We start from the raw sequence: 15,877 nt of genomic DNA, 5'->3' as shown, positions 1-15,877 counted from the left end.
GGTTCCCCAGCATTCCCGGGCTGTTTCCAACATGTGCGCGCCGGAGCACCATCACGGATGAGATCGACGGCCGTGGGACGCGATCTTTTCCTCCAATGTCCTCAGGGCGGCGCGCGCAACGTCGTAGGCGCTGTCGACATCAGCCTCCGGCGCGTCCTCGCCGGGCCGCCAGAAGCGTCTGCGCGTCATTCTCATCGAGCTCTCGAAGGGGGGAATCGCGTTGAAGACTTCGACGAGATAGGGGCCGGAATAGACCGGCTCGATTTCGTCCAGCATGATCTCCCAAGGAATCCAGCTATCTCTAACAGCGCCCCGGTCCGGCGCTGAGATATGAACGTAATTCAGCCGGCTTTGCTGTACTGCCCGGGCGACATTTTTCCTGAAGATTGCCGGGCCCTGGCTTTCCATCACGACCTGGGCTGTATCGATCGTGACGCCACACACCGGGATGTCGGCGTTTTCGAGAAAATCCAGCGCTTCCGAGACCATGGTCGGCCCGGGCGTTTCCCAATTCTTGACGGGTTCGATGGCGAGCTTCACCCGCTTCTCGGCGGAATATTGTGCCAGTTCCCGGAAGATGGAGGCCGCCGCCGCGTATCGTGGCTTCATCCAATCCTGAAGCGCGTCGCTCCAGATCCCTTCACCGTCGTCCGTCAACGGAAAGATGCCATAGGGGTAGAGGAACGGCCCCGACATGATCGTATTCTCCCCGCCCAGCACCGAGGTGATGTCGACGCGGGATTTGAGATAGGACAGAGCCTGCTTGCGCTGTTCCTCGTAGGGTGAGGTCGGATCGAAGGTGCGGGTGGTCCCCACATTGGTTGTGAACTTCACATCCCGGAAGCCGGCCTGATCGAAGGCTCGTCTGAGGCTGATGTAGCTTTCGACCTCAGCATGATGACCGACATGGGCCGGTCCTGGGGCGATATGCACATCGAAGCCGGTGTAGCCAACGTCGGTAAGAGCTTTCAGATGTCTGACGAGAACCTGGGTATAGGCCGCATCATTCGGCCTCAAGTCCGCTGTAAACATAAAGAAGCTGAAATATATATCTCGCCTGCGTGCCTCTTCCATCTTCATCGCTCCAGCTGTGGCTATCCAGGAATGCGTGGTTCAGGGTGATCTCTCGCCCGGCATTGTGATGGGGCGAGATCCGTCCCCGCCTCCTTCACATTGTCATCGGGCCGAAACAAACGGTCCGCGCGGGGCTACCATCCAAGTAGCTTGCGCAGATATTCGCGGCCCATTTTCGCGTATTGCAGCGGATTGGCCTTGGCCGGGTCCTGCTCCGCCTCGATGCAGATCCAACCGGCGAAATCCGCCTCGGCCAACGCATCGAGGATTTCCGGAAAGGTCTCTATGGAGCCGTCGCCGGGCACGGTGAAGATCCCCGCCTCGATCCCTTGCTGGAAGGACAGTTCTCCCTTGTGCATTTTCGTGACCACCTCGGCGCGAATGTCTTTCAGGTGAACATGTTTGATGCGGTGGGCGTATTTTCTGGCCAGCGCCAGCGGATCGACGCCCGCCGCCGCCTGGTGCGCGGTGTCGAGAAGCATGTTGACCAGGCGAGGATCCGTCTCGTCCATGAGCCGGTGGATCGCTTCCGTCTTCATCACCCCGGTTCCGAGATGCGGGTGATAGCAGAGCCGGCGGTTGCGGGCCCTGGCTTTCTCTCCGGCTGCGTGCAGACCTTCGATCAGTTGTTTCCACTGGTCCTCGGAGAATTCGGGGCAATTGGGAAACAGGGCGACCGGAAGCGGATTGACCGCTCCGCCAAACTCGGCGACGACAAGATCGGCCCTGCGCGGATCGTCGCTGCCGCCTTCCATGGCTTCGAGGAAGTCGAGCTGAGCATCGACGCTTTCAAGCGTGTGACTATTCATCGCCTTGATGGTGAAGTAAGTGCTCACCCAAGGCTCGGAAATCCGCAATCCCCTGAGCTCGAGGACAGGGCGCAATATTTTGGGATCCGTCGGATATTTATGGCCGACGCCGCACCCGACATAGCCGGCGAGCGCCATTTCACTCAGAGCCTGCTCGTAGGGGATGCCGATGTCGATGTTGATGAAATCGTCATTCCACCAGAGCGTGGGGATGACGCCGAGCCAGACCTTAGCGGGCGTCAGTCGATGCAGATAATTCGTCATGGCGTTGATCCAGTTCTTTAAGGACAAGCGGAAGTGGCGTCAGGTCAGGTTTTGGAACGGGGGCGGGAGCCGGAATTTTCGGCGGAAAGGCCCAGGAGCCGAAACCCTGCCCCTTGGCGCCCGCAGGGTGAGCTCCGATCGCCTTCCAGAGCAGACCCTCGATATAGGCATCGGGAGAAACGACGAAGGTGGTATTCGCAGGCCTGGGGCCAAAGCGCTCCGTCCAAGCGGAGGGCAGCTCGAACCAAGTGCCGGAATACCAGAGCTTGATCAGCGCGCGGGCGACGTCTCCGAGCAATTCATTGCCGAGGATGGTCGTGCGCACGGCGTGGATACGGGCCTCACTTTCCGGCGGTGGCAAGGCGGTGAAAGCGGCCAGCAGCGCGTCGGTGATCTCGCTGCCGACCACGGTGTCGAGCGTGGCGAGATAGCGTTCTGCCAGGCCGGTTCCCAGAAGATCGAAGTAGGAGAAGGCCGTCAATTCGACGGAAAGACCCAGAAATGGCTCGAAACGGCTGCTCATGCGTTCACCTCCGCCTGCCGGGTGATGGCTGGCTGTTTGATGCCGCCGGGGATCTCATAGGTGGGGCTGCCGTTCTTACCGGGATGCCCCGGTAGCGGATTGCGGATGAGTTCGAGGATCATGTTGCGGAATTCGAACATCATCGGAACGGCTTCCAGCAGCAGGTTTGGCTGGCCGTTATAGGCACGCGTCAAAAGCTGGAGAAATTCGCCATAGCGCGTGTTGAAGGCGATCGCCGCCTCACGCAGTTCCGAACCTTCGAGTATATCCCCCACTTTCAGGTTCTCTTTGATTGGATAGGCGCCCTCCCAATCGACCTGCAGGTGCGGACCCGTGGGCTGGCCGGGCTGGTCGCCCTTCTGGTAGTAGCGGCCTTTGACCAGTTCCTCGAAACGATAGTAATGGGCCAGTTCGTGGTCGTCACCGTCGTAGATGCCGCCGCCGTCCCCCTCGCCCTGTTCGATGATGAGCTCAATGGCTTCCTGGGCGCTTTTCAGATCGGTGACGGGAAACAGCTCGCCGCCGCCGGAGTAATAATATTCCGAGGTGATCTGGCGCGACCTGTCGCCGGTAAAGATGGTCGTGCCCGCCTTATGCGCTTCGGCTTCCAGATATTTGATGCCTTCCGCAATGGCCGAGTAGAACTCGCCGATACTGTAGAAATGGAGCTCCTCATGCCGCGGATGGCTGGCAAGCGCGGTGATATCGGCGGGAGTTTTGCGGTACATCAGGCCCTTGCCGACGAGATGTTCAGGACGCTGGGCCGGCCGCTCGATTTTCAGGAAAGTCGCCAGCGCCTCACGGCCGAATGCCTGGATGCCGACCTTGAAATCGGTCTCGCCGTCCGGCAGGGCGGCCGGATAGCTGGCTACGAAATCCGGCCTCACAAGATCCGGCTTGCCGCCGATGGCATTGAGAATATTGGCCGCGATCGTCAGATGCAGCATTTCTTCCACGACGATCACGCGCAGAACCTGGGTCGCATCCTGGTTGACGCCGGGCTTGATCGAATAAAGCGCCGTCAGATACGGCGGAATCGTCGCATGTTCGAGCTGCATCGCCCGGTAGAGAAACTCTTTCAGCTCATCGAGCGTCTTGATACTGTAGGAATCCATGCTCATGCTCCGTGAAAGATAAGTTGGGTGCACCGGCCGGCTTCGTGTCGCTTGCATCGAACCCATAGGTTCGTTCCGCGCAGCGGATGCCGGTCTTGGTTCAATGCAGAGACTTCAGAATGTCGCGACCGCTTCGGAAGCACATGGCGGCCAGCGTCAAGGTGACATTGGCCGTGCCGATCGTCGGCATGCTGCCTCCGCCCACGAGATAGAGATTTTCGTGGTCCCAGCTGCGCTGGTTTTTGTCCACGACGGAATTGGTCTTCGTCGTTCCCATGATATGGGTGCCGGCCAGATGATTGCCGCCGCGGATCGCATAGCCTTGTCCCTCATAGGCCACATAGCCGTAATCGCTGGGGTCGTAATGGGTATGGTCCTGCGCGCCCAGGCGCGCAAAGACGGTGCGCGCAAACTGGCGGCCATAGGCGGCACCCTTCATGGTATATTCCGGAACCGTGAAGGACAGAATGGGCCGCATGTTGCCCAGAGCATCGGTATATTGCGGATCCACCGTGATGCGGTTGCTGTCGACGGGCATGACCTCGATCATGAACGCCAGCAGCAACTGCCGCGAAACCTGGTCGACCATGCCGCGCCGAAGATCCGCGCCGTAGAGGTTGCGATCATCCACCAGTTCCAGAAGGTCGGAGGTCGGCGCACCCGTGGCCCAACCCCAGCCGTCGTTATGGATATCGATGGCGAAGGCGGCCTGCTTTTCCCGGAAGGGGCCGTCCCGCAGGTCGACGATACCGCCCGTCGAACTGGTTCCGCGCATCGTGCCGCAGATCTCCGGCATCAGTGCCCAGTTCAGCAGGTAGGCGTGGTCCATCAGATTGCGTCCGACAAGACCGCTGGTGCTGCGCAGGCCGGAGGCCAGCATAAGACGCGCGGTTTCGATGGCGCCTGCCGCAAGCACGAAAACCTTGCCCTTGACGGTGATGGTCTCATGGGCCGGCGAGGCCGGGTCCTTGTAAATCTTGACCTCGAGGGAGCGGACTTTCCCGCTATCCGGATCGATGTTGACTTTCGATGCGACCGCCTGCGGCAGCAGTTCGACAAGCCGCTCGCCGCCATTCCCGTTTGCCGCGAACGCCTTGGCAAGCGTTTTGCCGGAGTGGTAGCGCGCTTGCACGGGACAGAGCGGTACGCAGTTGGTGTTGCCCTGGCACCGGCCGCCCTCTTCGACCTGATGCGTATCGACGGCGCCGATTGGACGGTAGCCCTTCCCACCGTCATAGGCCGGGTTGGGTATGCCATTGCGCCCCTGCGGATAGGGCCTGACCTTCAGGGGATAGGTCTTTTCGTAAAGTTCGACACTGGTGCCTTCGATGCCCTTGTTGACCTGCTGATCCAGATAGGAAAGCGGCAGGCCGCGCATGGGAAAGACATAGTCGCCCGGGAAGGTCTGCCCGAGATATTGCTGATCTTCGACATTCGCCGATACGCCGATTTCCCGCTCGGCCAAGCGGTAATCCTCTTCGACTTCCTCAAAGCTCAGCGGCCAGTCCAGCCCGTGGCCGAAAATGGTGCGCGTCTTGAAGTCGGAGCGAAGCAGGCGGGGCGTTTTCGCCTCCCAGTGCATGGTCGTTCCGCCGAAAATACGGGTATATACCGTATCACTGACATAAGGGCCGGATTGAACGATATAGTTCGAGCTATCGGTTTCCCCCGCCTGCAGCTTGCGAAGCTGCGGGCTGCGGGGTATGGCCGCGTTCGCATTCAGCGGAAAGGGCGACTGGTTGTCCTTGGAGGCTGCCGAATAGAAAGTCGTCAGCAGATTGTCATAGCCTGCCAGAGTGACATTGGAACCGGTTCCGGCTTCAAGGATAAGGACACGTTTGCCCGCTTCCGAAGCCTGCTTGGCAATGATTGCTCCGGAAATGCCGCTTCCGACGATCACGATATCGTAGTCGCCAGACTCTGCGACGGTCTTGGCATCGGCTCTTATCGCCGATTCGAGGGGAAAAAGCACCTTGGTCCTCCATTAATCCCGGAAAGCTGCATCAGCTTTGCGAACCATGCCGTTCTGGAAGCAATCGAGATTTCAGGCCTTGCGGCCTTCAATCGTCATGATTTCGGGCCGCGAGAGTTTCGGGGTTTGGACTTGGCGGCCGGGGCGGCGGCGCGGGCTCTGACTGCCGAGAGAAAGGAGGCATAGCTCCAGGTCAGATTCCGGACGCTTTTCTCGTAGCCAACGGTTCCATCGAACTGTTCGCTCAGCTCATAGTGATCGCTGTGATAGACGATGGCGCGCAGCATGGCGTCAGACGAAGCCCGCAAGGCAGCCGACGCGTCGGCGGCGCTGCTGGATGCGCCAAGTCCCAGTTCCGCGAAGAAGGGTTCGGAGAACTGATCGAGGGGGATAGCGCCGCTGGCATCGATGGCATTGGCAAGCCGATATTGAAACTCGGCGAAGTTGGCGGTGCACAGAGCCCAGGGATGCCCGCCGGCAACCGGCGCCGCCACATCGCCATCGTAATGGTCGCCTGGATAGCGCCCCAAGAGTGGCCCGAGCCCGTTGGCCGCGTCGGCGCCATTGACCGGGTAATAGTTCGAAGACGAAGGATCGGCCCACTGGCGCCGCAGGATGGCCGCCGTTGCCAAAAGCTTGGTATCGGTTGGCTCGATCCCGCCATAGCAGACCGAAGAGACGATATCGATGTTCGCGTCGTAACCGGCTTGCTCCGCGGCATCCAGAATGCTCACATAGAGCTGCCCGTTCCAGTGGGTTGCCAGCTGGCTTTCCAGCCAGCAGATGGCGTCGGCCACCCCGGCAGGCACCGCAATGCCGATCGTGTTTGTGGAAATTTCCCGGAAAAAGCGCAGCTGTACGGCTCTTGCGAAAAACGAATAGCCCTCATATTCCTCCCAGAGATTTGTGGTCTTGTTCTGGTAAACTTCGAGAAGATAAGCGAGGTTGGCCTGGACCAGTTGTTTGGCGATGGTCTGCGTGGCGCCATCCAGCTGATCGAACAGGGTCAGGATCGCAATCGACTGAATGGCCGGCCCGTCATTCTGCTCCGACCACGGACGAACCTCGCCGGTGATGGTGAAGCAGGCGTGGCCAAGTGTGACGGCGTCGGAATTCTTCGCATTCGCCTGGCAGAGCGCTGCGAAGTTCACGTAGTCGACCAGGCTCGGCAAAACTCCGCCCGGAACGGGCAGCAAGCCGGCAAGCGCGATCTCGATGGCCGTAATCGCCCCGTCGCGGACCCAGTTGAAAACATAGTCCTGGTCGACCCCAGGCGTGTTCGCTGGATAGGAGGGTGCGGCGATGACGCAGCCGGGGGCAGAGAAGACGCCGGGCGATGTGGGATGCTCGATGACATAGCCATCGCTTGTGATGTTGCGCATCATCAGAAGAGAAAAATAGCGCGACAATGCGACCAGATCGGTCTGCGCGAAGGCGGGCCTCGGTTTGACTGTAGGCGCATTGGCGCCGATATGGGCCGGGTTTGCACCCGTCATTGACTGACTCCAAAGCGCAACTGTCATTGACTGACTCCAAAATCGGTTGAGACTTACCGGGACCAGATCCGGACCCGGATGGGAGAAATATTGCGGCCGAATGGGCGTTGAGAGTGAACACAAGGTCTCTGCGGCGAGGGGCAGGGTGGCTTGGCCGCCCGCCGCCCCGCCCTCGCCGCCGCTGAACCTTTAACTAGAAAGATCGTCGAGGCTCTGCTTTTTATCAACCTAAACGTGTTGATCTCAGGTCAAAAAATCCCAGAGAATTGCGCTTGGCGTTACGGGTGTTCCGGCGGGATGGATTCGACCAGCCCGACGAGATTGGAGCGTGTTGCCGCAGACCGGTTGCGCAACGCCAGTACCATTTGCAATTCCGTGGCGGAGATCGCGCTGTTCCTATGCCAGTCCATTGTGCCGCGCGCGAGCAGCAGCCAGTCGAGGGAGACATCCAGCAGGTCGGCGAGCGCGCAGGCGCTTTCCAGCGAGGTATGACCGCCATTCTGCCAGCGTGAGACGGCGGCGACGGACACGTCCAGTTCGGCCGCCAGGGCGTGAACTTTCCGGAACTTGCCGCGGGATATCGCCTCTCGAATACGTTTGCCGCGTGCCATGTCGTGGGTCATCAACAATCCTCCCCGTTGTTGCGTTAAAATTGGCAATTACCAAGAGCTTTCGATCGACGAACATCAGAAACTTCTTATGGAAGGGGACTGCAAAGCCAAGCACCGGTCAACCTAGTGAAATATCCAGATTGTGCCCGCTCGGCCTCCTGTTGTGAAACGTCAGAACATCAGGAGGGACGGATATGTTGCGGATACTCACCAAAGACATGCTCGAGACCGATCGACGTGCTTTCGATGAAATGTTTCGGGCTCGTGCCGCCGTTTTTCGCGATCGGCTGGGATGGCAGGTCGATGTCCGGGATCAATGGGAGAGGGACCGATACGACGAGGTTGAGGATCCCGTCTATCTCGTCACGCAACGACCTTCCGGCACGCTGACCGGTTCGTTGCGCCTGCTGCCGACCACGGGAGCGACGATGCTCAAAAGCGAGTTCCGGCATTTCTTCGATCAGCCTATTGACGTCGATAGCCCGACGACCTGGGAATGTACCCGCTTTTGCCTTCATCCGCATGCCGGACACATGGAGCAATCGCGCGCAGTCGCCACGGAGCTGCTTTCAGGGCTTTGCGATCTTGCGCTCGACACCGGTATCGAGAGCATTGTCGGCGTCTATGACGCCGCTATGGTCGCCGTATACCGCAGGATCGGCTGGAGGCCGACGCCGCTTGCCCGATCCCGGCCCGAGATCGGCAAGCTGTATGTCGGACTATGGGATGTGACTGCGGACAATTGTCGGACACTTCGGGCCAATCTGTTCCGACTTCTGGAGCAAGCCTCTCCCTATCCCGCCGGAGCCCTTGTCGACGGCGGCATGCGGTAAGCGCAGTCGCTGTCCCGCCCGGCAGGGATAGTCTCGTCGGTCTTTAACCTGTTCTTCATGGCGCGTCATGGTTGCCAAAAAATATGCTGTTCTCGGTAATCGCGAAATGTTACCATTGCGAGCAGTTATGAAATCACGCAACCACGAGTCCATCTCATGCTGAGCAGTTCTCGTTTTTTCTACTGTCTGGACCGGATCTCCGCGGCGCCGACATTGCAGGATCTGGAAACGACGCTGGACGAAGTCCGCCACATCTATGCGATATCGCACATGGTTTTGCATGTGACCCGCTCCTCGGGAATGGCGGACAGCAATCCATTGCTGATGCTGACCTACCCGCCCGAGTGGGTGAAACAATATCGTGACCGGGACTATTTCAGCATCGACCCCGTCGTGCGTCTCGGCCGGCGCGGCTTCCTGCCCGTGGAATGGTCCGCATCAAAATGGGATTCAGGCCGAGCCTATGGTTTCTTCAAGGAGGCGATGGCCTTCGGTGTCGGCCGGCAAGGCGTTACCCTGCCGGTACGGGGACCTCAGGGGGAGCGATCGCTGTTTACCGTGACCTCCAATCATCCCGATGCCTACTGGCGGCAGTTCCGCATGGACAGCATGCGCGACCTCCAGTTTCTCGCCCACCATCTGCATGACAGGGTCATGGTGCTGTCGGGCATGAGGGAGATTGCGGATTTTCCGCAATTGTCGCGCCGCGAACTGCAATGTCTTGAAATGACGGCCAGCGGCCTAATGGCAAAGCAGATCTGTGCCCGACTGTCCATTTCGGTGAGTGCGGTGCAGCTCTATCTCGCCTCGGCACGCCGGAAGCTGACTGTCGCCACGACAAGCGAAGCGGTCGCCAAGGCCACGGCGCTTGAATTGATATGAGCGTGGGGACCGCGGTTCAGCGCCGGCCCCTGGTGCGTGTTGCCAGCACGTTGCGGATCGAGAAGCTGGAATGGATCCTGAGGACGCCGGGCAGGGTCGACAGGATCTCCTTGTGGATGCGTTCGAACTCGCCCGCACTGGCAACCTCGACGCGCAGGAGGTAGTCGGAGCCGCCCGTCATCAAAAAACATTCGCGGATCTCCGGATGCCGGCGGACCGCCGCCTCGAAACGGTCGAGATGGTCCTCCGTCTGCCGCTCGAGGGTAATGTTGATGATCACGGCGATCATCTCATCGGCATTGCCGGTGTCCACCAGCGCCGTATAACCACGGATGACGCCTGATTTTTCCATGATCTTGATGCGTCTGAGACAGGCCGACGGCGAAAGGCCGATCTCGGCGGCGAGTTTGGCGTTGCTCATACGCGCGTCAAGGCGCAACAGCCTGAGGATATTGCGGTCGACCGTATCGAGGGCGGGCATGACGGTTTCCTTCACATCTTGGTTGATTATGCGAATAATATGTAAAATTCGCAATAATCAACGACAAAATCATCGGCAATTTCGCTCATTATTTCATAAGCTCCTGATATCGAGATGGGGTGGACATGGATAGCGATATTTTGGTTTCCCGCGCACGCACCGCTACGATCACGCAGGGAGCCACGGGCTATCTGACGATCGATCTTGCAGCACTCGGCCGCAATTATTCGAAGCTTGCATCGATGCTGGCGCCGGTGCGCGCGGGAGCCGTCGTCAAGGCCGACGCTTATGGCCTCGGTGCCGAACGGGTCGCCCAAACGCTCCACGATCAGGGCTGCAGGCATTTCTTCGTCGCCCAGTTCGTCGAGGCCGTGAGGCTGCGGCCGGCCCTTGCTGAGAGTGCGCAGATATTCGTGCTGAACGGCTTGCAGCCCGGCAACGAGGTCGCCTGCGCCGAAAGCGGCATCGTTCCGGTTCTCAATTCGCTCGCGCAATGGCGGCAATGGTCGGCGACCGCGCGCCGGCTGAAGCGCTGCCTGCCGGCCGTTCTGCAATTTGATACCGGCATGTCGCGGCTCGGCTTTCCCTGGGAAGAGCGAGCCGAATTGGCGGCAGCCCTTCGCGACGGCGTCAATGTCGAAATCCTGTTCATCATGAGCCACCTAGCCTGCGCCGACGACCTGGAGAGCAGCCAGAACGGCGAACAGTTTGCCGAGATGGCGCGCATTGCCGATGAATTTCCGGGCTTCGACATCTCCTTCGCCAATTCCGGCGGCGTGTTCCTCGGCGATGCCTATCATGGCGTGCTCGCCCGCCCGGGCATCGCCCTTTATGGCGGCGCACCGAATGCCGGCGGCACGAACCCGATGGAACCGGTCGTCAGGCTGGACGTCGCCATCGTGCAGACGCGCACAGTACCTTCAGGCGCCAAGATCGGTTATGGCGGCGCGCATGTGACGCGCAGCGAGACCCGCCTTGCCACCATTGCCGCCGGCTACGCCGACGGCCTGCCGCGCAGTCTCGGCGACTGCGGCGCCGTATTTCACAAGGGCATCCGTCTGCCGATCGTCGGGCGCGTGTCGATGGACAGCGCGACCGTCGATATCACGGCCTTGCCCGAAGGGGCGCTGAGCCTCGGCAGCCTTGTCGAAGTGCTTGGCCCCAACCAGACGCTTGAAGACGTGGCGAGCGATGCCGGAACGATATCTTACGAAATACTAACCGGTCTGGGCGATCGTTACGACAGGCACTATTGCTGAAGCCGGCCGGTTTTGTTCTTGAGGAAATCATGAAAGTCATCGTTCTGGGTGCCGGCATCGTCGGCGTCACATCCGCCTATCAGCTGGCCAAATCAGGTCATGAGGTGACCGTCGTCGACCGGCAATCCGGGCCGGCGTTGGAGACGAGCTTTGCCAATGCCGGCGAGGTCTCCTTCGGTTATTGCTCGCCCTGGGCAGCCCCCGGCATTCCCGTGAAGGCCATGAAATGGCTGTTCATGAAGCATGCGCCGCTCATCCTGCGCCCAAAATTCGACATGGCCATGCTCGCCTGGATGACGAGGATGCTGTCCAACTGCACCTCCGAGCGCTATGCGATCAACAAGAGCCGGATGCTGCGCCTTGCCGATTACAGCCGCATCGCGCTCGCCGAGCTTCGCACGGAGACCGGCATTGCCTATGACGAACGCATGCAGGGAACCCTGCAGCTGTTTCGCACGCCGCAGCAGCTCGAGGCCTCGGCCAAGGACGTCAAGGCGCTGGCTGCAGACGGAATCCCCTATGAGGTGCTGGACCAGGACGGCTGCATTCGTGTCGAACCGGCGCTGAGACATGTGCGCGACAAGATCGTCGGCGGCCTTCTGACGCCGAAGGACGAAACCGGAGACTGTTTCAAATTCACCAATGCGCTGGCCACCAAAGCCGAGGCGCTCGGCGTCCGCTTCGCCTATGGCACGACGATCAAGGCCCTGGACGTCGAAGCCGGCCGGGTGCGCGGGATCGTCACCGATCGCGATCCCGATCGCGAGCGCGAACGGATGAGCGCGGACGCGGTGGTGGTTGCGCTCGGCAGCTATTCGCCGCTGCTGCTCAAGCCGTTCGGCATTAGCCTGCCGGTCTATCCGGTCAAGGGCTATTCGCTCACCATCCCGATCACCGACACGTCGCGCGCGCCGGAATCGACCGTCATGGACGAAACCTACAAGATCGCCATCACCCGGCTCGGCGACCGCATCCGCGTCGGCGGCATGGCCGAGATATCAGGCTATACCAACGATCTGGGCCTCGCCCGCCGCGGCACGCTGGAACATTCCGTCACCGATCTCTTTCCCGGCGGCGATGTGTCCAAGGCTTCCTTCTGGTCGGGTCTGCGCCCGATGACTCCTGATGGTACGCCGGTCATCGGTCCGACGAAGATCGTCGGCCTCTTTCTTAATACCGGTCACGGCACGCTCGGCTGGACCATGAGCACCGGCTCGGCAAGACTCATCAGTGACCTCGTCGGCGCCCGCACGCCTGAGATCGACGCGCGGGATCTTGCGATCAGTCGCTACGCCTGAAATCCCACTGAAAGAACGCAAAAAGAGAAGTGTTTATCTACGGGAATCGACTATTACTCGTAGGAAAAATTCGAGGTCGTTAATGTCCGTTAATTCCGAGGTACATGCCGCTGGCGGCTTCCTCCACCATCCGGCGGCGCAGAGCCCGATCTTTTCGGAAAGGGCATACAGCGGAACGGACCCGGATGCCCTCTCGGAAATATTGTCGACCTCGACCTCTCCGATCAAGGCTGCGGCGCAAGCCAATGCCTCCATCGCATATCGCTGCAATTTCGTCTCGGCGGGAGATCTGGCCGTAGCCGATTGCGCCTATGAGGGCGCGATCTCGCTCAGGCGGGAGGCGCCGAGCGGCAAAGTGATCATATTCCTGCCGGTGGAGGGAGATGCGGTCTTCAATGCCGGGCAGGAGGCGATCCATTCAGTTCCCGGTCGCGGCGCCATTCTGGGAGCAGGTCGCGCCACCGGCGCCCGCCTGCTTGGCCGTCGCCGCCATCTCGGCTTGTTCGTCGATCAGGCGAGGATCAACGCGCACCTCACGCATATGTTCGAACGAACGATAACCGGTGACGCCGATTTTCATCCCCATATCGATCTGACGGCTGGCCCGGGGCTGTTGTTGCAACAACTCGTTACGAACCTGCATCGCGGACTTGGCGGGGGCGGGCTGCTGCAGGAGTTGCCGCTGGCAGTCAGCGCGCTCTGCGACGCGACGGTCTATCTGCTTCTCGAGAATTTTCCGCATCGCTACTCGAACGAGCTGACGCTTCCTGCACCCGCGCCGGCTCCACGCCATGTGAAATGGGCCATCGATTTCATGCACGCGCACATCGCCGAACCGATCTCGCTCAGCGAGATCGCGACGGCAGCCAAGGTCAGCATTCGGACTTTGCAGCAGGGCTTTCGGCAGTTCAGGAATACCACTCCGATCGCCTACCTCCATGAAATCCGGATGGTCGCTGCCCGTCGCGACCTGCTTGAATCCGGTGCGAAGCAGGCCGTCGCCGATATCGCGCTCAGATGGGGATTTACCCATCTCGGGCGTTTTGCCGCCGAATACAAGAAGCGTTTCGGTGAGCTGCCCTCGCAGACTCTGAAGCGCTGAACTCCGCCTCGGCGGCCGGATGGCTCCATCGGCGACGGACCGGGCGTCCGATCGCCAACGGGATTGTGCCCCGGATGCAGATCTAGGCTGCGCGTTTCAGGGCATCGGTAAGCACCGAGACGAGCGTGTCGATCTGGCCCTTCTCGATGATTAGCGGTGGAGACAGCGCGATGATGTCGCCGGTCACGCGGATCAGCAGTCCCTTGTTGAAGCAGTCGACGAAGACGTCGTAGGCGCGTGTTCCGGGAGCGCCGTCACGCGGCGCCAGTTCGACCGCGCCGACCAGGCCGAGGTTGCGGATGTCGGTGACGTGCGCGAGGCCTTTCAGAGAGTGGAGGGCGTCCTGCCAATAGTCGGCCAGCTCGGCTGCGCGCGTCAGCAGGCCTTCTTCCTCGTAAATTTCGAGCGTGGCGAGCCCGGCGGCGCAGGCGACGGGGTGGCCGGAATAGGTATAACCGTGGAAGAGCTCGATCGCATTTTCCGGTCCGACCATCAGCCCGTCATAGACCTTGCGGCTGGCAAAGACCGCGCCCATGGGAACGGCGCCGTTGGTGAGGCCCTTCGCCGTGGTGACGAGATCGGGTACGACGCCGAAGTAATCCACCGCGAAAGGCGTGCCGAGACGGCCGAAGCCGGTGATGACCTCATCAAAAATCAGCAGGATGCCGTACTTGTCGGCAGTGGCGCGCAGCTTTTCCAGATAACCCTTCGGCGGCAGGACAACACCGGCCGATCCCGACATCGGCTCGACGATGACGGCTGCGATGGTTTCGGCGCCGTGCAGTTGCACCAGGCGCTCGAGATCATCCGCCAGTTCGACGCCGTGAGCGGGCAGCCCCTTCGAAAACGCGTTGCGCTCGATATCGAGCGTATGGCGCATGTGATCGGCTGGGATCTGCGGGAAGACCCGGCGATTGTTGACGAGGCCGCCGACGGAAATGCCGCCGAAGCCAACGCCGTGATAGCCTTTTTCGCGGCCGATGATCCGGGTGCGCGTGCCCTGGCCGATTGCGCGCTGGTAGGCGATGGCGATCTTCAGAGCCGTGTCGACCGATTCCGAGCCCGAGCCGGTGAAGAAGACCCGGTCGAGCTTGGCGTCAGCCCCGCCCGGTGCGTTGGCGGCAAGTTTTGCGGCGAAGTCGAAGGCGATCGGATGCCCCATCTGGAAGGTCGGCGCATAGTCGAGCGTGGCAAGCTGCCGCTCGACCGCCTGGGCGATCTTCCTGCGGCCGTGGCCGGCGTTGCAGCACCAGAGCCCGGCCGTGCCGTCCAGCACCCGGTTTCCATCGACGTCGGTGTAATACATCCCTTCGGCAGCGGCCAGCAGGCGCGGCGCGGCCTTGAATTGCCGGTTGGCGGTGAACGGCATCCAGAAATTTTCGAGTACGGGCGCATTCGTCTTGCTGATCTGGTCCATCCTGGCCTCCTTTGAAATCGCCTGGAGAATGGCAATTTCTATCCTTCAAACAAGTCCTTTTCTTCATCGGCGCAACTTATTGAAATGGAACAGATAAGAAGGTAGGTTTTCGGATATTCTGGACAACGCAAACGGATCCATCATGTCAGTCGACATCGGCAGCCGCCTTCGCCATCTGCGCCTCGCCCACAAGCTTTCCCAGCGTGAGCTCGCCAAACGCACCGGTGTGCCGAACTCGACGATCTCGCTGATCGAATCGAACGCCTCCAACCCTTCGGTCGGAGCTCTGAAGCGAATTCTCGACGGCATTCCGATCGGGCTGGCGGAATTCTTCGCCTTCGAACCGGAGCGTCCGAAAAAGGCCTTCTACGCCGCCGAGGAGCTGGTGGAGATCGGCAAGGGCGCCATTTCCTACAAGCAAGTCGGTGAAACCCTGTTCGGACGCAGCCTGCAGATACTGAAGGAATGCTACCAGCCGGCTGCCGACACCGGAAAAATTCCCCTTGTTCACGAAGGAGAGGAGGGCGGGATCGTGCTCTCGGGAAGACCTCGAGGTCACGGTCGACGACGAGCGGCGTATCCTTGGGCCGGGCGACGCTTATTATTTCGAAAGCCGGCGCCCGCATCGGTTCCGCTGCGTCGGACCGGTGCCCTGCGAGGTTATCAGCGCCTGCACGCCGCCGACGTTTTAACGCAATTTCAGAAAATGCGCGCAATGGTTTTGGAAAGATGATCCCGAAG

At 60.5% G+C, this 15,877-nt stretch carries 15 protein-coding genes; 6 read left to right on the top strand and 9 right to left on the bottom strand.

Annotated features, from left to right (window positions below):
• Positions 1-51: 51 nt before the first annotated feature.
• The 7 genes from MHI61_RS28740 to MHI61_RS28710 all read right to left on the bottom strand — a co-directional run bounded on the left by MHI61_RS28740 (position 52) and on the right by MHI61_RS28710 (position 7,876).
• Entirely contained in the window at positions 52-1,080 is a 1,029-nt protein-coding gene (locus MHI61_RS28740; protein WP_239793357.1) for a TIM barrel protein, read from the bottom strand.
• 128 nt (positions 1,081-1,208) lie between these two features.
• Entirely contained in the window at positions 1,209-2,147 is a 939-nt protein-coding gene (gene iolE / locus MHI61_RS28735; RefSeq protein WP_239793356.1) for a myo-inosose-2 dehydratase, read from the bottom strand.
• A complete protein-coding gene (locus tag MHI61_RS28730; RefSeq protein WP_239793355.1) occupies positions 2,113-2,670 on the bottom strand; it encodes a hypothetical protein in 558 nt (185 codons plus the stop codon). The genes iolE and MHI61_RS28730 overlap by 35 nt, the downstream gene beginning before the upstream one ends.
• A complete protein-coding gene (locus MHI61_RS28725; protein WP_239793354.1) occupies positions 2,667-3,785 on the bottom strand; it encodes a ferritin-like protein in 1,119 nt (372 codons plus the stop codon). The genes MHI61_RS28730 and MHI61_RS28725 overlap by 4 nt, the downstream gene beginning before the upstream one ends.
• Before the next feature lie 100 nt (positions 3,786-3,885).
• A complete protein-coding gene (locus MHI61_RS28720; protein ID WP_239793353.1) occupies positions 3,886-5,757 on the bottom strand; it encodes a GMC family oxidoreductase in 1,872 nt (623 codons plus the stop codon).
• Positions 5,758-5,852: 95 nt separating this feature from the next.
• A complete protein-coding gene (locus tag MHI61_RS28715; RefSeq protein ID WP_239793352.1) occupies positions 5,853-7,280 on the bottom strand; it encodes a glycoside hydrolase family 15 protein in 1,428 nt (475 codons plus the stop codon).
• 251 nt (positions 7,281-7,531) lie between these two features.
• Complete coding sequence (locus tag MHI61_RS28710) at positions 7,532-7,876, bottom strand: helix-turn-helix transcriptional regulator (protein WP_239793351.1); 345 nt, start codon at positions 7,874-7,876, stop codon at positions 7,532-7,534.
• 182 nt (positions 7,877-8,058) lie between these two features.
• On the opposite strand from MHI61_RS28710, the gene MHI61_RS28705 reads away from it, so the two are divergent.
• The gene (locus MHI61_RS28705; RefSeq protein WP_239793350.1) at positions 8,059-8,697 is read left to right on the top strand and encodes an acyl-homoserine-lactone synthase; all 639 of its coding nucleotides are present in this window, start codon (positions 8,059-8,061) and stop codon (positions 8,695-8,697) included.
• 156 nt (positions 8,698-8,853) lie between these two features.
• Positions 8,854-9,579 carry a LuxR family transcriptional regulator gene (locus tag MHI61_RS28700; RefSeq protein ID WP_097581131.1) on the top strand — a complete coding sequence of 242 codons (726 nt, stop codon included), beginning with the start codon at positions 8,854-8,856 and terminating at the stop codon, positions 9,577-9,579.
• A gap of 16 nt (positions 9,580-9,595) precedes the next feature.
• On the opposite strand, the gene MHI61_RS28695 is transcribed toward MHI61_RS28700, so the two are convergent.
• Positions 9,596-10,060, bottom strand: coding sequence for an Lrp/AsnC family transcriptional regulator (locus tag MHI61_RS28695; protein ID WP_010033371.1), 465 nt, complete (start codon positions 10,058-10,060; stop codon positions 9,596-9,598).
• A 125-nt stretch (positions 10,061-10,185) separates the two neighbouring features.
• On the opposite strand from MHI61_RS28695, the gene alr reads away from it, so the two are divergent.
• From alr to MHI61_RS28680, 3 genes are all read left to right on the top strand, one after another.
• Complete coding sequence (alr, locus tag MHI61_RS28690; RefSeq protein ID WP_239793349.1) at positions 10,186-11,319, top strand: alanine racemase; 1,134 nt, start codon at positions 10,186-10,188, stop codon at positions 11,317-11,319.
• 29 nt (positions 11,320-11,348) lie between these two features.
• A complete protein-coding gene (locus MHI61_RS28685) occupies positions 11,349-12,617 on the top strand; it encodes a D-amino acid dehydrogenase (RefSeq protein ID WP_239793348.1) in 1,269 nt (422 codons plus the stop codon).
• An 82-nt stretch (positions 12,618-12,699) separates the two neighbouring features.
• A complete protein-coding gene (locus MHI61_RS28680; RefSeq protein ID WP_239793402.1) occupies positions 12,700-13,719 on the top strand; it encodes an AraC family transcriptional regulator in 1,020 nt (339 codons plus the stop codon).
• 82 nt (positions 13,720-13,801) lie between these two features.
• On the opposite strand, the gene MHI61_RS28675 is transcribed toward MHI61_RS28680, so the two are convergent.
• Complete coding sequence (locus MHI61_RS28675; protein ID WP_239793347.1) at positions 13,802-15,136, bottom strand: aspartate aminotransferase family protein; 1,335 nt, start codon at positions 15,134-15,136, stop codon at positions 13,802-13,804.
• A gap of 142 nt (positions 15,137-15,278) precedes the next feature.
• Between MHI61_RS28675 and MHI61_RS28670 the strand changes: the two genes are divergently transcribed.
• Positions 15,279-15,869, top strand: coding sequence for a helix-turn-helix domain-containing protein (locus MHI61_RS28670; protein WP_239793346.1), 591 nt, complete (start codon positions 15,279-15,281; stop codon positions 15,867-15,869).
• Positions 15,870-15,877: the final 8 nt, after the last annotated feature.

Source organism: Rhizobium sp. K102 (genome assembly GCF_022385315.1).
GTDB classification, from domain to species: Bacteria; Pseudomonadota; Alphaproteobacteria; order Rhizobiales; family Rhizobiaceae; genus Rhizobium; species Rhizobium croatiense.
Note: the sequence above shows the minus strand (reverse complement) of the source record. Positions and strands in the feature narration are given on the sequence as shown.